This is a genomic window from Microbacterium altimontanum (assembly GCF_058349865.2).
This window is the reverse complement of record NZ_JBYRJB020000001.1, coordinates 52,347-70,468: the sequence shown is the minus strand read 5'-3', so window position 1 is coordinate 70,468 and position 18,122 is coordinate 52,347. Positions and strand designations below refer to the sequence as shown.

General features: G+C 71.4%; 20 protein-coding genes. 8 read left to right on the top strand and 12 right to left on the bottom strand.

Annotated elements, in window-relative coordinates:
- The first annotated feature begins 149 nt into the window (after positions 1–149).
- From AC3RX1_RS00345 to AC3RX1_RS00325, 5 genes are all read left to right on the top strand, one after another.
- Positions 150–923: an SDR family oxidoreductase gene (locus AC3RX1_RS00345; RefSeq protein ID WP_491499241.1), complete on the top strand. Its 774-nt coding sequence runs from the start codon at positions 150–152 to the stop codon at positions 921–923.
- Entirely contained in the window at positions 920–1,639 is a 720-nt protein-coding gene (locus tag AC3RX1_RS00340) for a type 1 glutamine amidotransferase family protein (RefSeq protein WP_491499240.1), read from the top strand. Before AC3RX1_RS00345 ends, AC3RX1_RS00340 begins: the two co-directional genes overlap by 4 nt.
- Before the next feature lie 78 nt (positions 1,640–1,717).
- Entirely contained in the window at positions 1,718–3,622 is a 1,905-nt protein-coding gene (locus tag AC3RX1_RS00335; protein ID WP_491499239.1) for a transketolase, read from the top strand.
- Complete coding sequence (locus AC3RX1_RS00330; protein WP_491499238.1) at positions 3,619–3,945, top strand: hypothetical protein; 327 nt, start codon at positions 3,619–3,621, stop codon at positions 3,943–3,945. The genes AC3RX1_RS00335 and AC3RX1_RS00330 overlap by 4 nt, the downstream gene beginning before the upstream one ends.
- A gap of 22 nt (positions 3,946–3,967) precedes the next feature.
- The gene (locus tag AC3RX1_RS00325) at positions 3,968–4,660 is read left to right on the top strand and encodes a uracil-DNA glycosylase (protein ID WP_491499237.1); all 693 of its coding nucleotides are present in this window, start codon (positions 3,968–3,970) and stop codon (positions 4,658–4,660) included.
- Between the two features lie 4 nt (positions 4,661–4,664).
- On the opposite strand, the gene AC3RX1_RS00320 is transcribed toward AC3RX1_RS00325, so the two are convergent.
- The 8 genes from AC3RX1_RS00320 to AC3RX1_RS00285 form a co-directional block, all read right to left on the bottom strand.
- Positions 4,665–4,937, bottom strand: a complete 273-nt coding sequence (locus AC3RX1_RS00320) for a protealysin inhibitor emfourin (protein WP_491499236.1) — start codon at positions 4,935–4,937, stop codon at positions 4,665–4,667.
- A gap of 34 nt (positions 4,938–4,971) precedes the next feature.
- Positions 4,972–6,069, bottom strand: a complete 1,098-nt coding sequence (locus AC3RX1_RS00315; protein WP_491499235.1) for a M4 family metallopeptidase — start codon at positions 6,067–6,069, stop codon at positions 4,972–4,974.
- A 61-nt stretch (positions 6,070–6,130) separates the two neighbouring features.
- Positions 6,131–6,964 (bottom strand): ABC transporter ATP-binding protein, encoded by an 834-nt coding sequence (locus AC3RX1_RS00310; protein ID WP_491499234.1) that lies wholly within the window; start codon positions 6,962–6,964, stop codon positions 6,131–6,133.
- Complete coding sequence (locus AC3RX1_RS00305) at positions 6,961–7,749, bottom strand: ATP-binding cassette domain-containing protein (RefSeq protein WP_491499233.1); 789 nt, start codon at positions 7,747–7,749, stop codon at positions 6,961–6,963. Before AC3RX1_RS00305 ends, AC3RX1_RS00310 begins: the two co-directional genes overlap by 4 nt.
- Positions 7,746–8,639 carry an ABC transporter permease gene (locus tag AC3RX1_RS00300; RefSeq protein ID WP_491499232.1) on the bottom strand — a complete coding sequence of 298 codons (894 nt, stop codon included), beginning with the start codon at positions 8,637–8,639 and terminating at the stop codon, positions 7,746–7,748. Before AC3RX1_RS00300 ends, AC3RX1_RS00305 begins: the two co-directional genes overlap by 4 nt.
- Positions 8,636–9,586 (bottom strand): ABC transporter permease, encoded by a 951-nt coding sequence (locus AC3RX1_RS00295; protein WP_491499231.1) that lies wholly within the window; start codon positions 9,584–9,586, stop codon positions 8,636–8,638. The genes AC3RX1_RS00300 and AC3RX1_RS00295 overlap by 4 nt, the downstream gene beginning before the upstream one ends.
- A complete protein-coding gene (locus AC3RX1_RS00290; protein ID WP_491499230.1) occupies positions 9,583–11,088 on the bottom strand; it encodes an ABC transporter substrate-binding protein in 1,506 nt (501 codons plus the stop codon). The genes AC3RX1_RS00295 and AC3RX1_RS00290 overlap by 4 nt, the downstream gene beginning before the upstream one ends.
- Before the next feature lie 98 nt (positions 11,089–11,186).
- A complete protein-coding gene (locus AC3RX1_RS00285; RefSeq protein WP_491499612.1) occupies positions 11,187–12,134 on the bottom strand; it encodes an alpha/beta fold hydrolase in 948 nt (315 codons plus the stop codon).
- A 95-nt stretch (positions 12,135–12,229) separates the two neighbouring features.
- Between AC3RX1_RS00285 and AC3RX1_RS00280 the strand changes: the two genes are divergently transcribed.
- The 3 genes from AC3RX1_RS00280 to AC3RX1_RS00270 are packed head-to-tail and all read left to right on the top strand — an operon-like array spanning position 12,230 to position 13,909.
- Positions 12,230–12,700, top strand: coding sequence for a carboxymuconolactone decarboxylase family protein (locus AC3RX1_RS00280; RefSeq protein WP_491499229.1), 471 nt, complete (start codon positions 12,230–12,232; stop codon positions 12,698–12,700).
- Positions 12,697–13,410, top strand: a complete 714-nt coding sequence (locus tag AC3RX1_RS00275; protein WP_491499228.1) for a tyrosine-protein phosphatase — start codon at positions 12,697–12,699, stop codon at positions 13,408–13,410. Before AC3RX1_RS00280 ends, AC3RX1_RS00275 begins: the two co-directional genes overlap by 4 nt.
- 34 nt (positions 13,411–13,444) lie before the next feature.
- Positions 13,445–13,909: an SIP domain-containing protein gene (locus AC3RX1_RS00270; protein WP_491499227.1), complete on the top strand. Its 465-nt coding sequence runs from the start codon at positions 13,445–13,447 to the stop codon at positions 13,907–13,909.
- Between the two features lie 3 nt (positions 13,910–13,912).
- Here the strand turns inward: AC3RX1_RS00270 and AC3RX1_RS00265 are convergent, their stop codons facing one another.
- The 4 genes from AC3RX1_RS00265 to AC3RX1_RS00250 all read right to left on the bottom strand — a co-directional run bounded on the left by AC3RX1_RS00265 (position 13,913) and on the right by AC3RX1_RS00250 (position 18,110).
- Positions 13,913–14,371: a Fe-S oxidoreductase gene (locus AC3RX1_RS00265; RefSeq protein ID WP_491499226.1), complete on the bottom strand. Its 459-nt coding sequence runs from the start codon at positions 14,369–14,371 to the stop codon at positions 13,913–13,915.
- Positions 14,368–15,186 (bottom strand): arginase family protein, encoded by an 819-nt coding sequence (locus AC3RX1_RS00260; RefSeq protein WP_491499225.1) that lies wholly within the window; start codon positions 15,184–15,186, stop codon positions 14,368–14,370. The genes AC3RX1_RS00265 and AC3RX1_RS00260 overlap by 4 nt, the downstream gene beginning before the upstream one ends.
- 90 nt (positions 15,187–15,276) lie before the next feature.
- The gene (locus AC3RX1_RS00255) at positions 15,277–16,062 is read right to left on the bottom strand and encodes a PspA/IM30 family protein (protein ID WP_491499224.1); all 786 of its coding nucleotides are present in this window, start codon (positions 16,060–16,062) and stop codon (positions 15,277–15,279) included.
- Positions 16,063–16,118: 56 nt separating this feature from the next.
- Positions 16,119–18,110: a TPM domain-containing protein gene (locus tag AC3RX1_RS00250; RefSeq protein WP_491499223.1), complete on the bottom strand. Its 1,992-nt coding sequence runs from the start codon at positions 18,108–18,110 to the stop codon at positions 16,119–16,121.
- Positions 18,111–18,122 lie beyond the last annotated feature (12 nt).

Sequence of the window (18,122 nt, the reverse complement as noted above, 5' to 3'; positions counted from 1 at the left end):
GCTCCTCGGGTGGGAATCAGATCGGGCTGTCGGAGGGCCGCGAACCCCCTCGCGGCTTGTGTCGACACTACGGACGGCGCCGGTTGTCAACAACGCCCGAGAAATATGACGTAACCCACGGGCGCCGGGCCGATCGTTACGCTGAGTCCATGACCAGACGAGCAGTCGTGACAGGGGCCAGCACCGGCATCGGCGAGGCGACGGTCCACGCCCTGAGAGCGGCGGGATGGGATGTCGTCGCCGTCGCCCGGCGAGCGGAGCGGCTCGCGGCGGTCGAGGCGGAGACCGGAGCCACCGCGTTCGCCGCCGATCTCACCCGCCAGGCCGACGTCGACGCGCTCGCCGGCTGGCTCGGCGAGACCGGCCCGGTACACGCCCTCGTCCAGGTGGCCGGCGGCGCCCGCGGCACCGACAGCGTCGAGAACGGCAGGCCCGAGGACTGGCAGTGGATGTTCGACGCGAACGTCATGGGGGCCCAGCGGCTCGTCGCCGCGCTCCTGCCGCAGCTGCGCCGGGCCGCCGCCGCAGACAGTCACGCCGACACGCTGTTCGTGACGTCCACCGCCGCGACGACGCCCTATCCGGGCGGCGCCGGCTACAACGCCGCCAAGGCGGGGGAGTCCATGCTCGTCCACGTGCTGCGGCTCGAGCTCAACGGCGAACCGATCCGCGTCATCGAGGTCGCCCCCGGCATGGTGCACACCGAGGAGTTCTCGCTCAAGCGCCTGGGCGGCGATCAGGATGCGGCCGCCAAGGTGTACGCCGGCGTCGAAGCACCGCTCACCGCGGCCGATGTCGCCGACGTCATCGCCTACGCGCTCGGTGTTCCCGGCCACGTCAACCTCGACCTCATCGAGATGCGCCCGGTCGCCCAGTCGGCCCAGCACCTGCTTGCCCGCGGTCCCCTGAAGGTCCGCGAGTGAGCGTCCACCTCGTCGGCGGCGGCTGGCAGGACGAGCCCGACGGGGTCGCCTACCGCGCGTTCGTCGCCGAAGCCGCTGCACGAGCCGCCGCCGCGGGCCGCGACATCCCGCGCGTCGCCGTGATCGCCGTCCGCGACGGCGACGCCGACGACCATGCCGCGCGGCTGCTGGCGGCGGCGGCCCCCGCCGGCCCGATCGACGCGATGGTCACGGCCGTCGGCGAGACCGGGACGGTGCCGGAGATCGCATTCGACGGTGTGGACGGCATCATCGTCGGGGGAGGGTTGACCCCCGCGTACCGCGACGTCCTCGAGCCGCGCTTCGACCTCATCCGGGCACTCGTTCTCGCCGGGGCGCCGTACCTCGGCTTCTCCGCCGGTTCGGCGATCGCCGCCACCCGCGCGCTCGTCGGCGGATGGCGCATCGGCGGGGTCGAGATCGCGCCCGAAGACGTCGCGGAAGACCTCGATGAGGTGACCGTCGCACCCGGCATCGGGCTCATCGACATCAGCGTCGACGTGCACGTCGCGCAGTGGGGCGCCCTGTCGCGGCTGGTCGCCGCCGTGGAGGCCGGTCTCGTGGAGTCGGGCGTCGGGATCGACGAGAACACCGTGCTCATCGCGGGCGACGGGGCGCTGCGCGTCGACGGCGCGGGCAGCGTTTGGACGGTCAGCGGATCGGAACAGGGAGTCCTCGTCCGGACCCTCGGCGCCTGACCTGGAGCGCCCTAACGTGCGCTTCTCGTTCCCGCAAGGGGGTGTCTCCGACGCATCCGCCCGACCTACCGTCGGACCATGTCGGAGACACTCACAGCACCTCTGGGCACCGGATTCGACGACATCGCCGACCTCGCCGCGCAGCTGCGCGTCGACTCGCTGAGGGCGACGGAGTCAGCCGGGTCGGGCCACGCGACCTCGAGCCTCTCGGCCGCGGATCTCATGGCAGTGCTCATGACGCGGCATCTCGACTACGACTGGCATGCCCCGAACGACCGGGACAACGACCACCTGATCTTCTCGAAGGGCCACGCCTCACCGCTGCTCTACTCGATGTTCAAGGCCGCCGGCGTGATCGACGACGACGAGCTCGTGCAGACCTACCGCCGCGCCGGTTCACGCCTGCAGGGTCACCCCACTCCCGTGCTCCCGTGGGTCGACGTGGCGACCGGCTCGCTCGGCCAGGGCCTGCCGATCGGGGCGGGGCTGGCCTGGGTGAGCCGCCGGCTGGAGGAGGAGCGCGACTACCACGTGTGGGTGCTCTGCGGCGACGGCGAGTTCGCCGAGGGCTCGATCTGGGAGGCGCTGGAGCTCGCCGGCAGCAAACGGCTCGGCAACCTCACCGCGATCGTCGACGTCAACCGGCTGCGGCAGTCGACGTCCACCGAGCTCGAGTGGGACATGGAGGCGTACGCCCGTCGCGTGCGCGGGTTCGACGTCGACGCCGTCGTGATCGACGGGCACGATCTCGAGCAGATCGACCGCGCGCTCGCCGATGCGCGCTCGAGCGAGAGCCCCACCGTCATCCTCGCCCGCACGATCAAGGGCAAGGGCGTGCCGGAGGTGGAGGACCTCAACGGGTGGCACGGCAAGGCCCTCCCGGAAGACATGGCGGATCGCGCCATCGACGCCCTCGGCGGGATGCACGATCGCGTCGTGCACCGGGTCAGCCCGCACCACGAGGCACCGCGATCAGACGCCGAGCGGGCCGCCGCCGGCGGCATGCCGCGCCCCGACGTGCAGCCGCCGCAGTACAAGCTGGGCGACAAGGTCGCCACCCGCACGGCGTTCGGCGAGACCCTCGCGGCCCTCGCCGCCGTGCCCGACGTCACCGTCGTCGACGGCGACGTCGGCAACTCGACGCACTCCGGCATGTTCGCCGAGGCCGCCCCGGAGCGGTTCTTCGAAGTCGGCATCGCCGAGCAGCAGATGATCTCCACCGCCGTCGCACTCTCGGTGCGCGGATACATCCCGTTCGCCGCGACGTTCGCGGCGTTCTTCGCGCGCGCGTACGACTTCATCCGGATGGCGGCGATCTCGCGGGCCGATCTGCGGCTGTGCGGATCGCACGCCGGCGTCGAGATCGGGGAGGACGGGCCGTCGCAGATGGCGCTCGAGGACATCGCCGAGATGCGGGCGATCCTCGGCTCCACCGTGCTCTACCCGTCGGACGCCACAAGTGCCGCCGCGCTCACCACCGAGATGCTCGACGTGGCGGGGATCTCGTATCTGCGCACGACCCGGGGCGCCTACCCGGTGCTGTACGAGCCCGACGAGAAGTTTCCGATCGGCGGCAGCAAGACGCTCCGCGCGAGCGGCCACGACAGCGTGGTGCTGGTGGGAGCGGGCGTCACCGTGCACACGTGCCTGGGAGCGGCCGACGAGCTGGAGGAACAGGGCATCTCGGCGCGCGTGCTCGACCTGTACTCGATCAAGCCCGTTGACCGTGACGCCCTCATCGGCGCCTCACGGGACTGCGGCGCGCGCATGGTCGTCGTCGAGGATCACCACGTGCAGGGCGGTGTCGGGTCGGCGGTGCTCGAGGCGTTCGAAGACGTCAGCGCGCACCCCGCCGTCACCGTCCTCGGCGTCCGCGGCCTCCCGGGCTCGGGCACCGCGACGCAGCTGATGGATGCCGCGGGCATCGGCGTCGACGACGTCGTGCGCGCGGCGCGGATGCTCGGGGCGGCGATGCACCCATGACGGTCGGCGGCCCCGACGATCCCACCCGGGTCACCGCACAGCCCGCGCTGACCCGGTCGAGCGGCCGGCGCTGGCTCGTGTGGGGCGGCGCGCTCGGCGGCGTCGCAGTCGTGGTGCTGGCGTTCCTCGTGCCCGTCGTTCCGGTCGTCGCGATCATCGGGGTCGCGGTCCAGGTGGCGCTGTACGCGGCGATGGTCATCGTGCGCTTCGCCGTCCACACCCGCCGCACGCGGCTGCGCGCACTCGCCTGGCTGCTCGCGCTCATGGCGGTCGCCGCCGTGGTCGCCATCCTGTGGGTGGGGGCGGTCGCCGGCAGCCTCTGACCGCCGCGTCTACCCTGGAGAGGTGGCGATGACTCTCCCCGAACTGGCCGACGCGGGACTGATGGATGCCGGATGGGCGCAGCAGCTCGAGCCGGTCGCGGGCGACATCGCCGCGCTCGGTGACCGGCTGCGGGCAGAGACGCAGGCGGGGCGGCACTACCTTCCGGAGGGTGCTCGCGTGCTGCGCGCGTTCTCTCGTCCGCTCGCCGACGTGAAGGTGCTCATCGTCGGGCAGGACCCCTACCCGACGCCCGGTCATCCGATCGGGCTGTCGTTCGCGGTCGACCGGCATGTGCGCCCGCTGCCGCGCAGCCTCGTCAACATCTACCAGGAGATGCAGACCGACCTCGGGATCCCACCGGCTCCGCACGGCGACCTCTCGGCGTGGAGCGATCAGGGCGTGATGCTGCTCAACCGGGTGCTCACGGTATCCCCGGGCTCGCCCGCCTCGCACCGCAACTGGGGATGGGAGAAGGTCACCGAGCACGCGATCCGCTCACTCGTCGACCGCGGCGGCCCGCTCGTGGCGATCCTGTGGGGGAGGGACGCGCAGAACCTGGCTCCGCTGCTGGGGTCGACGCCGATCATCGCGTCGGCCCATCCGTCGCCGCTGTCCGCACATCGCGGCTTCTTCGGGTCGCGGCCCTTCTCGCGCGCGAACGCCCTGCTCGCGGCACAGGGTGCCGACCCGGTCGACTGGCGGCTTCCGGCGTGATGCGTCAGTCGTCGTAGGACTGCACCTCGGCGACGAGGGTCCGCCAAGGACCGTGCAGGTGCGACTCGGGCAGCTCCGTGCGGTGAGCCGTATCGCCCAGCCGGGCGTCGATGCGCCAGACGAACCTGTCGGGCTGCGCCGGTGGGCACTGCGCGTCCTCGGCGTCCCACGGACATTCCCGGATGAGCGCGATCCACCGCTGCGCCTCGTCCGCCGGCGGCTGCGCCCGCCACTCTCGTCGGATGCCGGCGAAGCCGCCGGTGCGTACGACCGTCACCGAGACGGTGGTACCGCTCGCAGCGCCACCGCCGTCACTCTTCTCGGGATCCGTGCGTCGGGGATCCCTGCTCTGCTGATTCTCCATCCGAGAGCACGCCGACCTCGCTCCAGGCCGAGCGCAGTGCGGCGACCTCCTTCGAGTTCTCACCGTACTCCGCTGCGGCAGTGGTGACGGTGGCGTTCGCGAAGGTCGCGAAGTCGGTGCTCGGCTTCAGGGCGCCGCCCGTGAGCGTCTTGTACCAGACAAGGCCAGCCTGCTCCCAGGCGCGGCCGCCGAGCGCGACGGCGTAGAGGTAGAACGCGTGGTTGGGGATCCCGGAATTGATGTGCACTCCACCGTTGTCGTCGGTCGTCTGCACATACCCGGCCATCGTCGCCGGCTGCGGGTCCTTGCCCAGCGTGGGGTCGTCGTACGCCGTGCCCGGCGCCTTCATCGATCGCAGCGCCACCCCGTGGATGCCCGGCGCGAGGATGCCTGCGCCGATGAGCCACGACGCCTCGTCGGCGGTCTGGTCCAGGTGGTACTGCTCGGTCAGGACGCCGAACACGTCGGAGATCGACTCGTTGAGCGCGCCCGACTGTCCCTGATACGTCAGTCCTCCCGACGCCTCGGTCACGCCGTGCGTCAGCTCGTGGGCGATGACGGTGATGGATCCGGTGAACCCGGTGAAGACGTCGCCATCACCGTCGCCGAAGACCATCCGCTCGCCGTTCCAGAACGCGTTGTCGTAGTCCTGGCCGTAGTGCACTGTCGCATCCAGGGGCAGGCCGCGCCCGTCGATCGAGTCGCGGCCGTAGACGTCCTCGTAAAAGTCGAACGTGTCGCCGAGACCGTCGAACGCCTGGTTCACGGCGGCGTCGGCGACCGGTCCCTGGTCTTCGGTGCGCACCGTGGTCCCGGGAAGGTCCTCCGTGTTCTTCGCGTCGGCGATCGTGCGGTCGGGGGAGGGCTCGGTGCGGGCGACGAGGGCGCCGTCCTCGATGCTCAGCTCCAGCTGCAGCCGCTCCGGCCGGTAGTCGCGCGGCGCGATGAGCGTGTGCGCGGCGGCCTTCGCCGCATGCGCGAGGTGCGGCTCGTCGGTCTGCGCGACGCGGGCCAGCATGTACGGCGGCACGATCCCGTATCTCATAACCGAAGAGTATCCCCGGGCGCCGACGTCCGGGCGGGCTCTCGCGGCGGGTCCCGCCGGCTCAGCCGCGCGACCCGCCGTCGGGATCGATCACCGGAATGGACGCCAGCAGCCGCCGGGTGTAGGCGACCTGCGGCTCGAGCAGCACCTTCTCGGTCGGCCCCTCCTCGACGATGCGGCCGTCCTTCATCACCACGACCTCGTCGCACAGGCTCTGCACGACGCCGATGTCGTGCGACACCATGACGATCGTCATCCCGTCGCGCGCGCGCAGCGCGGCGAGCACGTCGAGGATCTGGGCGCGCACGGTGACATCGAGCGCCGACAGCGGCTCATCGCCGACGAGCAGCCGCGGCCGGTGCGCGATCGCGCGGGCGAGGGCGATGCGCTGCCGCTGCCCGCCGGAGAACTCGTGCGGGTAGCGGTTCGCCATCTCGGGCTCGAGCCCCACGTCGACGAGGACCTCGCGCACCCGCTCGCGGCGCCCGGTGTTCCCCGGGCCGCCGTCGCCGCCGAGGCCGAGCGCCCACAGCGGTTCGCCGACGATCCTCCCGACGCTCATCCGCGGATCGAGTGACGCGTACGGATCCTGGAACACGATCCCCGTCTGGCGGCGCAGCCAGTGCAGGGAGCGGGCGCCGGATGTCGCGTCCACGCGCCGTCCGTCGAAGGCGACGCTGCCCGCGGTCGGGGTGTCGAGGGCGAGCAGCAGCCGCACGAGGGTCGATTTGCCCGAGCCCGACTCGCCGATGATGCCGACCGCCGACCCCTCCCGCACATCGATGTCGGCGTCCGCGAGAGCCGTGGTGGACGAGCGGCGCTCGAACAGCCCGGTTCGGGGCGCGGCGAACCGGCGGGTCAGTCCGCGACCGCTCAGCAGGAACGCGTCGGTCATGACCGGCCCTCCGGCTTCCACAGCGTGGCGGTCGCATCGCGCAGCAGCCCCTGCGTGACGGGGGACGCGGGGGAGGTCAGCAGCGACCGCACGGGCGCCGCCTCGACCACCCGGCCGTGCTCGAGCACGACCCCGTCCGTGGCGATCTGCGACAGCACGGCGAGGTCGTGCGTGATGAAGATCAGCGACATCCCGTCGTCGTCCACGAGACCGTGCAGCAGCTCGAGGATCTCGGCCTGGATCGTGACGTCGAGAGCGGTGGTCGGCTCGTCGGCGATGAGCAGCTTCGGCCGGCAGGCGAGCGCCATCGCGATCGCGACGCGCTGCCGCTGTCCGCCGCTCAGTTGATGCGGATAGCGGTCGACGATGCGCTCAGGATCGGGAAGGCGCACACGCTCCGCTTCGGCGATGGCCCGGGCCCGGGCCTCCCGCCGGGGGACGCGCTCATGGATGCGGATGGCCTCGGCGATCTGCCGGCCCACGGTGCGGATGGGGTTCAGCGCAGTCCGCGGCTCCTGGAACACGATGCCGATCTCGTCGCCGCGGAGCTGGGCGAGCTGCCGGTCGGGAAGGCCGATGAGCTCGGTGTCGTTCCACCGGATCGAGCCGGTGACGGTGGCTGCCTCGGGCAGGAGACCGAGGACCGCGAGCGCGGTGAGCGACTTCCCGGAACCCGACTCGCCGATGAGGCCCATCCGCTGTCCGTCGGCGACGTCGAACGAGACGCCGTCGACGACCGGTCGTCCGCCGATCGAGATGCACAGGTCGCGCACGCGCAGACTCATGCGACCACTTCCGGCTGCGGCATCCGTCCGCCGCCCTCCGGGGGCATCGGCCCCTCCCGTCGGGCGAGCGTCGGGTCGGTGGCCTCGCGCAGCGCGTCGCCGAGCAGGTTCAGCCCGAGCACGGTGAACGTGATCGCGAGACCCGGCCACAGCACCGACGTCGGGTGCACCGTGAGGAACTGCTGGAGCTCCGCCAGAAGCAGTCCCCAGCTGGGCTGGGTCGGCGGGGCGCCGACCCCGAGGTACGACAGTCCCGCTTCGGCGAGCACGGCGACGGCCATCCCCCAGGAGAGCTGCACGATGAACACGGGGGCGACGTTCGGCAGCAGGTGCCGGTAGAGGTTCTGTGCGGGGGTGAGGCCCGACGCCTGGCCGGCGAGCACGAAGTCGCTGTGCAGCACTCGGCGCAGCTCGGGCCGGGTGACACGGGCGATGTTCACGCCGAAGCCGATGCCCACCGCCCAGATCACGACCCACAGCGACCGGCCGAAGATCGCCGAGATCATCAGGGCGATCAGCAGGACGGGGAACGCGATGAGGATGTCGACGAAGACGGCCACCGACTCGCGCATCCAGCGGGTGGTGAGCGCGCCGAGCGCGGCGAGGGCGATGCCGACGATCGTCGCGATCACGGCCGACCCGACGGCGACGAACACCGTCGTCTGTCCGCCGGCCATGATCAGGCTCAGGATGTCGCGGCCCGAGCCGTCGGTCCCGAGGAGGTGCGGCCAGCCGGGCCCGAGCCAGCGCTCGGAGATCTCCACGTGCTGGGGATCGAAGGGCGTCCAGAAGAGGGAGACCCCGGCGGCGAGCAGGATGACGAGCGCGACGATCACGCCGAAGCGCCCCGTGGAGAGGCGCCAGAGCCGGCGCAGCCAGGAGCCGTTCATGCCGCCTCCCGCTGGCGCGGGTCGATCGCGCGGTGGAACAGGTCGACGAGGAAGCCGACGATGAGGACGAATCCGGTGAGCACGAGCAGCTCGCCCTGCACCTTGATGAGATCGCGGTTGCCGACATCCGTCACCAGCATCCGCCCGATTCCGGGGAGGGAGAACAGTTGCTCGATCACGACCGATCCCACGATGATGCCGGCCACCTGCAGGCCGAGGACCGTGACGACCGACAGGGCCATGGTCGGCAGCCCGTGGCGGATCAGCGCCTGCGTGCGGGTGAGGCCCTTGGCGGCGGCGGTGCGCACGAAGTCCTGGCCGACCGCCTGCAGTGTCGCGCTGCGCACGAAGCGCATGAGCATCGCGCCCTCGACGACCCCGATCGTGAGGGCCGGCAGCAGCAGCGACCGCAGCGCGAACCCCGGCTGCTGCCATCCGGCGCGGGGAAAGCCCTGCGCGGGCAGCCATCCCAGCCACACCGCGAAGAGCACGACGAGCATCATGCCCGCCCAGACGACGGGGACGGCGGCGACGGCCTGGGCGCCGACGTTCAGCGCCGTGCCGCCGGCCCGCCCGCGCAGGAGCGCGGACGCGACCCCGAGCGGCACCGCGAGCACGAGCGCGATGACCATCGCCATGAGCCCCAGGGGCACCGTGACCTGGGCCTTCTGGCCCAGCTCGGCGAGCACCGGCGTGCCGGTCAGCAGGGAGGCGCCGAAGTCTCCGCGCAGCACCCCGGTGATCCACGTGATGTACTGCGCCGGAAGCGGTTCGCCGAGGTGGAGCTGGTCGCGGATGGCCGCGATCTGCTCGGGCGTGCTGTTGGTGCCGGCGATGAGCTGGGCGACGTCTCCGGGCAGCACCCGGAGCGTCAGGAAGATCAGCACGCTGGCGACGAACAGCCCGACGACCAGGAGGGCCAGTCGCGTCAGCGCGTAGCGGATCACCCCTTGCTCTTGGCGAGTTCGGCGAGATTCAGGCGCTCGTTGACGCTGTCCTTCGGCATACCCGTGATGTTAGTGCCGACCGCCACCACCGATGCGCCGTTGTAGACCCAGTCGGCCGCCATGTCCTCCGAGACGATCTTCGCCGCCTTCTTCAGGTCGGCCGCCGCCTCGTCCTCGCTCGTCGCGCTCAGCGAGTCCTGGTAGAGCTTCTGCACCGTCGGGTTGTCGTAGGTGAAGTAGTAGTCGGGATTGGCCCAGTTCTCGAAGTCGCGCGCCTCGGTGTGCAGCACGAAGCTCAGCTCGTAGTTCTTGTTGACGTAGACGTCGTTGATCCAGGTGGGGAACTCGACGGCGTTGACCTTCAGCGTGATGCCGACGTTGTTGAGGTCGGAGACGAGGATCTGCGGGATCGTCGTGCCGTAGCCGTTGTAGATCGTGAGGGTCAGCGTGATGTCCTGGGCGCCGGCGGCCTTGAGCAGGGCCTTCGCCTTCTCCGGATCGTACGGGGCGACGGCGGAGAGGTCCTCGTATCCCGGGTCGAGTTCGGGGATGGGGCCGAACAGGGTCTGTCCCGCTCCCAGCGCGGTGATGACGGCCTTGTGGTCGATCGCCTGGCGGATCGCCTGGCGCACGCGCTTGTCGCTCAGCCACTTGTTGTGGCTGTTCATCGCGAGCGTGCCCTTGTCGGTCGACTTGCCGAGCACCAGCTTGTAGTCGCCGTTCGCCTCGATCTGGTCCTTGAGGTTCGCGTCGAAGCCGGTCACCACGTCGACCTCGCCGGCCTGGGCGGCGTTGAGCGCGGCCTGGTTGTCGGGGATGTAGTCGAAGACCACTTCCTTGACCTTCGCCTTGTCGCCCCAGTACTTGTCATTGCGCTCGAACGTGATCGAGTCGCCCTGCTTCCAGCTGGCGAGAGTGAACGGGCCGGTGCCGTTCGCCTTCGTCTTGTAGTCGACCTTGTCGTCCTTCTTCAGGATGACTCCCGCGCGACCGGAGAGGTTCCACAGCAGCTGCGAGTCGGGCTGGGTCATCGTGATCGTGATCTTCTGGCCCTCGGCCGTGATCGACTTCACCCGCGCGAGCGTGTCGGAGTCGGTCCACCCCGCCTGCGTCTTGTGCTGCGTGAGCGACCAGACGACGTCATCGGGGGTGAGCGCCTGGCCGTCCTGGAACGTGACGCCCTCGCGGAGCGTGAACGTGTACGTCAGTCCGTCGTCCGACATCGTGTAGTCGCTGGCCAGCGCGGGGACGATCTTCTGGTCCGGGGTGTGCGAGACGAGCCCCTGGTAGACGTTGTCGAGGAGGATCTGGTCGAGAGCGGCGCCGGCGGTCTGACGGATGTCGAGGTTGCCGGGCTCGAGCACCAGACGGATCGCGACCGACGCGTTGGGATCGGGCGTGCCCGCGGCGGTCGGCGCCGGGCCGGAGCCGGTGCAGCCGGTCAGGGCGAGCGAGGCGGCGGCGACGAGGGCGGCGGCCGCCAGGATGGTGCGACGAAGCATGGGGGTCCTTTCGCGGGCTGCGGACAAGCCTAGAGTGCACGCGGTGGCGGCGCCGAACCGCGTCATCGGATTGCAACACAACGGCGCGCGGCGCGCGCTCATTCCACCCGGGCGCGCAGCATCCGTCCGAGTTCCACGGGGATCTCCTCCTGCACGTTGTGTCCGGTCGGCACCACGACAGTGCGCGAGCCCGGCACCCGGCGGGCGAACTCCTCGGCCTCGGCATCCGTCACATAGCCGTGGTCGCCGCGGATGAGCGTGACCGGTGCCGTGACGGCGCGCAGGTCCTCCCACCCGCTGTCGGCGAGGACGCCGGCCACGGCATCCTGCCGGGCAGCCGCCTGGCGAGCGGCGTCGGGGTTCGCCGCGAGCGCCGCCGCGACGTGGGCGAAGTGGTGCTTCCACTCCACGCGCCCGTCGTCGCGCACCCGCGAGTTCAGGTAGACCCCGCGCGTCGCCGCCTCCCGCGAGCCCCCGAGCCCGAAGCTCAGGGCGCGCTCGACGAGCTCGTCGCGGCTGGCCCAGTCGGTGGGTCCGGAGAAGAACTGCGAGATCTGCTGCGCGTTGCCGTTCGGGTCGATGCCGGGCGTGATGTCGATCACGACGAGCTCGCGGACGAGGTCGGGGGCGGATGCGGCGACGGCGGCGCCGGTGAGGCCGCCGAGGGACTGGCCGACGAGAAGCTGAGGCCGGTCGGTGAACGCCCGCAGGCCCGCGACCACGTCGGGCGCGAGCGTCGACGCGACGTACGCGGCATCGTCGCGCCACGAGGAATCGCCGTGACCCGGCAGATCGATCGCCAGCGCCGGCAGGCCGAGCGCGAGGATCGTGGTGTCCCACGTGTGGGCGTTCAGACCCGCGCCGTGCAGGAACGTGACGACCGGGCCCGCGTCGGGGTCGGATGCGGGGGCGTAGCGCAGCGCGCTCAGCGTGCGGCCGTCGGGCAGCGTCAGCGACACCCGGCGTCCGATCGGCACGGGCCCGCTGACGCCGGACTCTTCGGCCTGGACAGGGAGGAACGAGAACTCGTCGAAATCGTCGTCGATCACGCGCTCATTCTCCCAGGCCCGGGACGCTGTCGTGTCGGCCCCGCCTTGTGCAAGACCCGAGGGGCACCGACGGCCGCCGCTAGGCTGGCGCCATGAGCGAGCAGACCCGCGTGCACCTGTCCCGTTCCGCGAAGCCCGCGTACCAGGCGCTGGACGCCCTGTCGAAGACCGTCAAGCAGCGCGCCGACGAGGCCGGCATCGACGACCGGCTCGCCGAGATCGTGCAGCTCCACACGTCGCAGCTGAACGGCTGCGCGTTCTGCGTACGGGTGCACGTCGACCGCGCCCTCGAAGCCGGGCTCGACGCCGACGTGATCGCCCAGATCGCGACGTGGCGCGAGTCGGGAGTGTTCAGCGAACGTGAACGCGCGGGCCTGGAGCTGGCCGAGGCGTACGTCTACATCCACGAGGGCGGGGTGTCCGACGACCTCTACAACCGCGTCGGGAGCATCTTCTCGGAGCAGGAGTATGTCGCCCTCAGCTGGCTGCTCGTGTCGATCAACTCGTTCAATCGCGTGGCGATCGCGGGGCGCTACCCCGTGCCGCCGCGAGGCGGGAAGTGACCGCGGCGGTCCCCGGCGCCCTCAACTTCCGCGACGTCGGGGGCCTTCCCGCGGCCGGCGGCCGCACCCGTTCCGGAGTGCTCTACCGCTCCGGGGACCTGTCACGGCTTGATGACGACGGCCGCGCCGCGCTGGAGGGGCTCGGAGTGCGGCACGTCATCGATCTGCGCAGCGACGACGAGGTCGCGCGGGCGCCGAGCCGCCTCGAGGGCGTCGGCATCGCGGTGCACCGGGTGCCGCTGTTCCTCGGCTCGGCGGCATCCTTCTTCGTCGACGACGTGTCGCTCACCGAGCTGTACCGCCACCTCGTCGACGGGGCGCAGGGCCGCATCGTCGAGGTCGTGCGGGGAGTGCTCGGCGGGGCGCCCGTCGTCGTGCACTGCACGGTGGGGAAGGATCGCACCGGCGTGACCGTCGCGCTGACGCTCGCCGCAGCGGGTGTCGACCTCGACGCGATCGTCGCCGACTATGCGCGCACCGAGACGCTGCTGCCCGCGCAGTACACGAGTGCGGTGGTGTCGTTCCTGCGGGCGCAGCATCCGGAGGCGGTGCATCTCGAGGAGCTCGCGGCGCGCTCGCCGGCGACCGCGATGCGGGAGCTGCTCGACGACCTCTCGCGGCGGTTCGGCTCGCCCACCGACTACCTGCGCGCCGGGGGCCTGCGCGACGACGAGATCACCGCATTGCGGAGCGTGCTCATCGAAGGTTAGGCATGCCTATCCTGTGCGGTAGACTCATCGTGACATGAGCACTTCGACCACCGCCGCGCCGACGAGCGCCGTCGCCCGCCGCCTTGCGCGCCGTGGCCTCGTGCAGCACCTCGTGGCGGCCGACGAGGGGTCGCTCGTCGAGCTGCAGGCGCTTCTCGCGACGCTGCCGATGTGCGCCACCGGCCGCGTCTTCGTCGAGGTGCCGGATGCGTCGTGGATCGGTCCGCTCGACGCACCGGGACGCATGACCGTGACATGGCTCGATCGCTCCGCCCGCTCCGGTGCCGCCGGCACCGGCCGTTCGTGCGGGCGCGGCACGGCGCTCGCACGCGCCGTCACGGCGTGGGCCGACGAGATGATGTGCGCATCCGACGACCGCACCCGCGTGTTCCTGCTCGGCGGCTACCTCGGCACGGCCGAGATCGTCGACCACCTCGCCGAGCGACTGGGTCGTGCGCCGGAGAGCCTCCACACGCCAGCGGAGTACCGGCTCGGCTGAGACTCAGCCACCACCGCGCGGCACGTAGTTGCCGTCCTCGAGTCCCGCTTCGATCTCGAACCTGTTGCGCAGCGGGTCGCGCCCGGCGAGCAGGTACAGCAGCGGCATGAGCAGGCCGTAGCGCCGCCACTGCGCCGCGTGCACGGCCTCGTGCCGCAGCACCTCAGGTGTCGGATCGTCGTCCCCGGTGAGGAAGCACGAGCCCACGCACACGCCGCCGCGGCGGAAGGTGAGTGACGGCATCCCGCGGAAGACCCAGAGTCCCTCGCGTCGCTCGATGCGGCCCGTGCTCCACAGCGCGCCCCACGCCCACCCCAGCGCCGTGCCGTACCAGGCGCCGGCGCGGCTGACGGGGGAGTCGAGCAGGAACGGGGGGATCGCGCGGTCCCACCGGCGGCCGCTGGAGACGCGCCGCTGCGCGCGCTCGCGCCAGCCTGCGGGCGGTTCGGGGATCGGGCTCATGCCAGCGCCCCGACGACGCGGAGGATCGCCCCGAGATCATCGATCGCGGCGGCCGGTGAGCCGGGCGCGAATCCGGCGATGCTCGCGCCGGCCAACGGCACGTCGGCGCGCAGCCGCTTGAGCGCGGCGACGAGTTCGGCCACCTGCACCCCGAACGGGACGGCAGCGGTGACGCCGGTCATCGCCGACGGGTCGAGCACGTCCAGGTCGACGTGGACGTACACCGCGTCGGCGCCCGTGGCGGTCACGGCGTCGACGAGGGCGGATGCGTCGGCCAGGGCGGTCGCCTCGACGGCGGTGAGGCCCAGCCGGGCCGCGGCATCCTCCTCCGCGTCGTCGTAGTCGCGGGCGCCTGCGAGCACCACCCGCTCCGCCGGCACGGGTGTGCTCAGGACGAGGTCGTGCGATCCCTCGCCGAGCACGGCGCGCAGGGCCATCCCGGCGAAGGCGCCGGACGGCGAGGAGTCGGGGGTGTGCAGGTCGGGATGAGCGTCGAGCCACAGCACAGCGAGGTTCGCATGGCGCGACGCGGCGTGCTCAACGGCGCCCACCGCCGCGCCGCAGTCACCGCCGACGACGAGCGCCGGTCCGTCGTGCGCGGCGAGCTCGGTCCGGAGTGCGTCGCGGACGCGGCGCAGCGCGCTGTAGCGATGGATGCCGGTGCCCGCCGCGTCGCCCGCTTCGAGCGGCACCTCGAGGGTCGTGCACGACGCGCGGGGAAGGTCTCCCTGGATCGCGAGCGCGCCGTCGACGAGGAGCATCGCCCGCGGCGACGGTGAGCCCTGCCACTGCGGGACGACGAGAAAGCGGGTCATCGTGATCTCCTCCGCTGCTGACCAGGACTCTACCCGTGCGGCACCGCTGCGGAGCCGGGCACCGCCACGATGTCCGGCTCCGCATCCGGCTCAGGAGCCGGGCGTGTACGGCGCCGAGGGCGCGTCGATCGCGCTCTGCTGCGCGGACGCGCCGACGGCGGGCTTGCCGCCGGCCTTCAAGGCAGCCAGGCGGGCTTCCACCTCGGTCAGCTCGCCCATGTCCTCGAGCTGGTTGAACTGCGCGTCGAGGGTCGACGCCGCGAGCTCCTGCTTGCCGGCGGCCAGAGCCTCTTCGCGACGGATCTTGTCCTCGAAGCGGCCGAGCTCGCTCGTCGGGTCCATCACGTCGATCGACTTGACGGCGTCGGCGACCTTGTTCTGCGCCTCGGCGGTCTTCTGCCGGGCGACGAGCTCGGCCGACTTGGCCTTCAGCTGCTCGAGCTTCTGCTTCATGCCGTTCAGGCCGTCCTTGAGCTGCTGGACGGTCTTGTTCTGCGCGGCGATCTGCGGCTCGGCGGTGCGCGCCTCGTTCTCCGAGGAGATCTGGCGCTGCAGGGCGACCTTCGCCAGGTTGTCGAACTTGTCGGCCTCCTCGGTGTGGCCGGCACCGCGGAGCTCGTCGGCCTTCCGGCTGGCGGCCAGCGCCTTGCTTCCCCACTGCGACGCGGCCTGCACGTCCTCTTCGTGGTCGCGCTCGAGCAGGCGCAGGTTGCCGATCGTCTCGGCGATCGCCGACTCGGCGTCGGCGATGTTGTTCGTGTAATCGCGCACCAGCTGGTCGAGCATCTTCTGCGGGTCTTCCGCCGAGTCGAGCATCGCGTTGATGTTCGCGCGCACGAGTGTCGTGATCCGGCCGAAAATGGACTGCTTTACCATCAGGGGTTCCTTCCTGTCAGGGTGTGATGAGTCGAAGGGTCAAGTCGTCAGGCGGGTCAGAACCGTCCACCCCCTCGTCGGCTGCGGGTCCCGCCTCCACCGAAGCTGCCCGGGCTCATGCCACCGCCGAAGCCGCCTCCGCCGAAGCCGCCGCCCCCGCCGAACATGCCGCCGAAGCCGCCGCTCGAGCGCGAGCCGCCGCCGCTCAGCAGCGAGTTGATGAGGATGCCGCCGAGGACGGCGCCCATCATGTTGCCGCCCGATCCGCCGCCGGCCGCCGGCACGCCGAACTGCCCGACATCGGACTGCGCCGCGCTCAGCGCCTGGCCGGCCAGCTGGTCGGCGCGCTGAGCGTGCTGGAGAGCCTCGTCGGGACTGCTCGCCTGCAGCTGCTGTGCGCGCGCGAGCTCGGCTCCCGCCTGAGCCAGCCGAGTGCGGGCGTCGCTGCCGATCGCGCCGCGTCGTGAGGAGATGAAGTCCTCGGCGGCCGACACCTGTGCCTGCGCCTGCATCAGCGTCTGCCCCAGGATCTGGGTGGCACGTGCGGCCCGCTGCTGGGCGTCGCGGACGCCCTGCACGACCTGGTCGATCTGCGCGTTCACCGCCTGCAGCGCCTTGAGGGTCGCAAGCGGATGCCGCTGCGTGCCGGCGATGTCGGCCTTCGCCGCGGAGATCTGCGCCTTCGTGGCGGCGATCACGCGGGCGACGGCACCGTCGGAATCGGGGAGGGCGGTGGCGGTGGCGACGTCGCCTTCGAGCTCCTGGATGAGTGCCGCGGCCTCCTTCTCTCCCGCGGCGAGGTCGCCCCCCAGCTTTCCGATGGCGTCTTCGAGTTGCCGCGCCTGCGCGGCCGACTGCTCCGCAGCCTGGATCGCGACGGCAGCGGCCCCGCTGTCGCCTGCCGTGATCGACGTCTGGGCCGCGGTGAGCTGCTCGTCGGTGAAGGCCAGTCGCTGTCGCGCCTGATCGACGTTGTCCGCGATCGTCGCGAGCGCTTCGGGGGCGTACTCGGTCGTCAGCTGTCGGAGGCGGGCGGCAGCGTCGTCGAGGCCGGCCGCGGCATCCTGACTCTCCTTCTTCACCCGCCCGAGCGCCTCGGGTGCGTTCTGCTCGAGCCCCCGCAGTTCGTCGAACTCCGCCGCCTTCGCGTCGAGGTCCTTGTTCGACGCGGTGCACAGCTCGATGATCTGGGAGTTCCAGGCCCGCTTCTCGTCTTCGGTGTCCTCGACGGCGTCGTCGAGCTGCTGCTTGAGGGCGAACGCCTTGTCGAGGTTGGCCTTCGCAGCGGTGAGTGCGGCGGCGAAGGAGCCGGTCGCGTCGTCGCCGAACTGCGCACGGGCGAATCCGAGCTCCTGCTCGCTGGTGCGGATCGCGTCGTCGGTCTCGACGAGCGCCGATCCGGCGCGCCGCGCGAGCTCCTTCGCGTCGAGCTGCTGCAGCCCCGGCCCGGCCGCGGTGGTGCTCTTCCTGCGCCGACGTGCGCGGACGACGAGCAGGATCACCACGACGATCGCGGCGATCACCAGCACGGCGATGAGGATGCCCCCGAAGCCGCCGCCGGAGGTGCCGTTCGATCCCTTGAGGGCCGCCTGGAACCCCCCGGCGGCGGCGGTGACCGCACCGAGGTAGTCGCCGTCGCTGAGCTCCGGCTTGATCTGAGCCTCGATGCTCCGCAGCTGCTCCTCGCTCACCGGGCCGGTGTCGAGGGCGGAGATCGTGTACTGGCGCGACTGCGTGGCGACGGCGAGCAGGTACTGCGTGCGTCCGAGGCCATTGCTGTCGGCGACGGTGTCGGCCCACTCCTGCCGGTCGGACGGGTTCGTGAACGTGTCGACGAACACGACGTACAGGTCGACGCCCGTGGAGTCATACAGGTCGCCGAGTTTCGCCTCCGCCGCCGCCGTCTGGCCGGAGTCGAGCACACCGGCGTCGTCGACGACATAACCGGCCCCCAGCTGCACCGGGTCGGTGGCGATGGCCGCGCCCGCGGTTCCGATGATCAGGGCGGCGCTCGCCGCCACGACGGCCACGAGTCGACTCAGCCTCATCGATCCCCCTGT

Bases quoted from the DNA above. Each gene is read 5' to 3' on its own strand.
- AC3RX1_RS00270 (WP_491499227.1), top strand. From the start codon at position 13,445: ATGAGCACTTCGACCACCGCCGCGCCGACGAGCGCCGTCGCCCGCCGC.
- AC3RX1_RS00335 (WP_491499239.1), top strand. From the start codon at position 1,718: ATGTCGGAGACACTCACAGCACCTCTGGGCACCGGATTCGACGACATC.
- AC3RX1_RS00250 (WP_491499223.1), bottom strand. From the start codon at position 18,110: ATGAGGCTGAGTCGACTCGTGGCCGTCGTGGCGGCGAGCGCCGCCCTG.
- AC3RX1_RS00265 (WP_491499226.1), bottom strand. From the start codon at position 14,371: ATGAGCCCGATCCCCGAACCGCCCGCAGGCTGGCGCGAGCGCGCGCAG.
- AC3RX1_RS00290 (WP_491499230.1), bottom strand. From the start codon at position 11,088: ATGCTTCGTCGCACCATCCTGGCGGCCGCCGCCCTCGTCGCCGCCGCC.
- AC3RX1_RS00300 (WP_491499232.1), bottom strand. From the start codon at position 8,639: ATGAACGGCTCCTGGCTGCGCCGGCTCTGGCGCCTCTCCACGGGGCGC.
- AC3RX1_RS00315 (WP_491499235.1), bottom strand. From the start codon at position 6,069: ATGAGATACGGGATCGTGCCGCCGTACATGCTGGCCCGCGTCGCGCAG.
- AC3RX1_RS00280 (WP_491499229.1), top strand. From the start codon at position 12,230: ATGAGCGAGCAGACCCGCGTGCACCTGTCCCGTTCCGCGAAGCCCGCG.
- AC3RX1_RS00255 (WP_491499224.1), bottom strand. From the start codon at position 16,062: ATGGTAAAGCAGTCCATTTTCGGCCGGATCACGACACTCGTGCGCGCG.
- AC3RX1_RS00345 (WP_491499241.1), top strand. From the start codon at position 150: ATGACCAGACGAGCAGTCGTGACAGGGGCCAGCACCGGCATCGGCGAG.
- AC3RX1_RS00260 (WP_491499225.1), bottom strand. From the start codon at position 15,186: ATGACCCGCTTTCTCGTCGTCCCGCAGTGGCAGGGCTCACCGTCGCCG.
- AC3RX1_RS00310 (WP_491499234.1), bottom strand. From the start codon at position 6,964: ATGACCGACGCGTTCCTGCTGAGCGGTCGCGGACTGACCCGCCGGTTC.
- AC3RX1_RS00305 (WP_491499233.1), bottom strand. From the start codon at position 7,749: ATGAGTCTGCGCGTGCGCGACCTGTGCATCTCGATCGGCGGACGACCG.
- AC3RX1_RS00330 (WP_491499238.1), top strand. From the start codon at position 3,619: ATGACGGTCGGCGGCCCCGACGATCCCACCCGGGTCACCGCACAGCCC.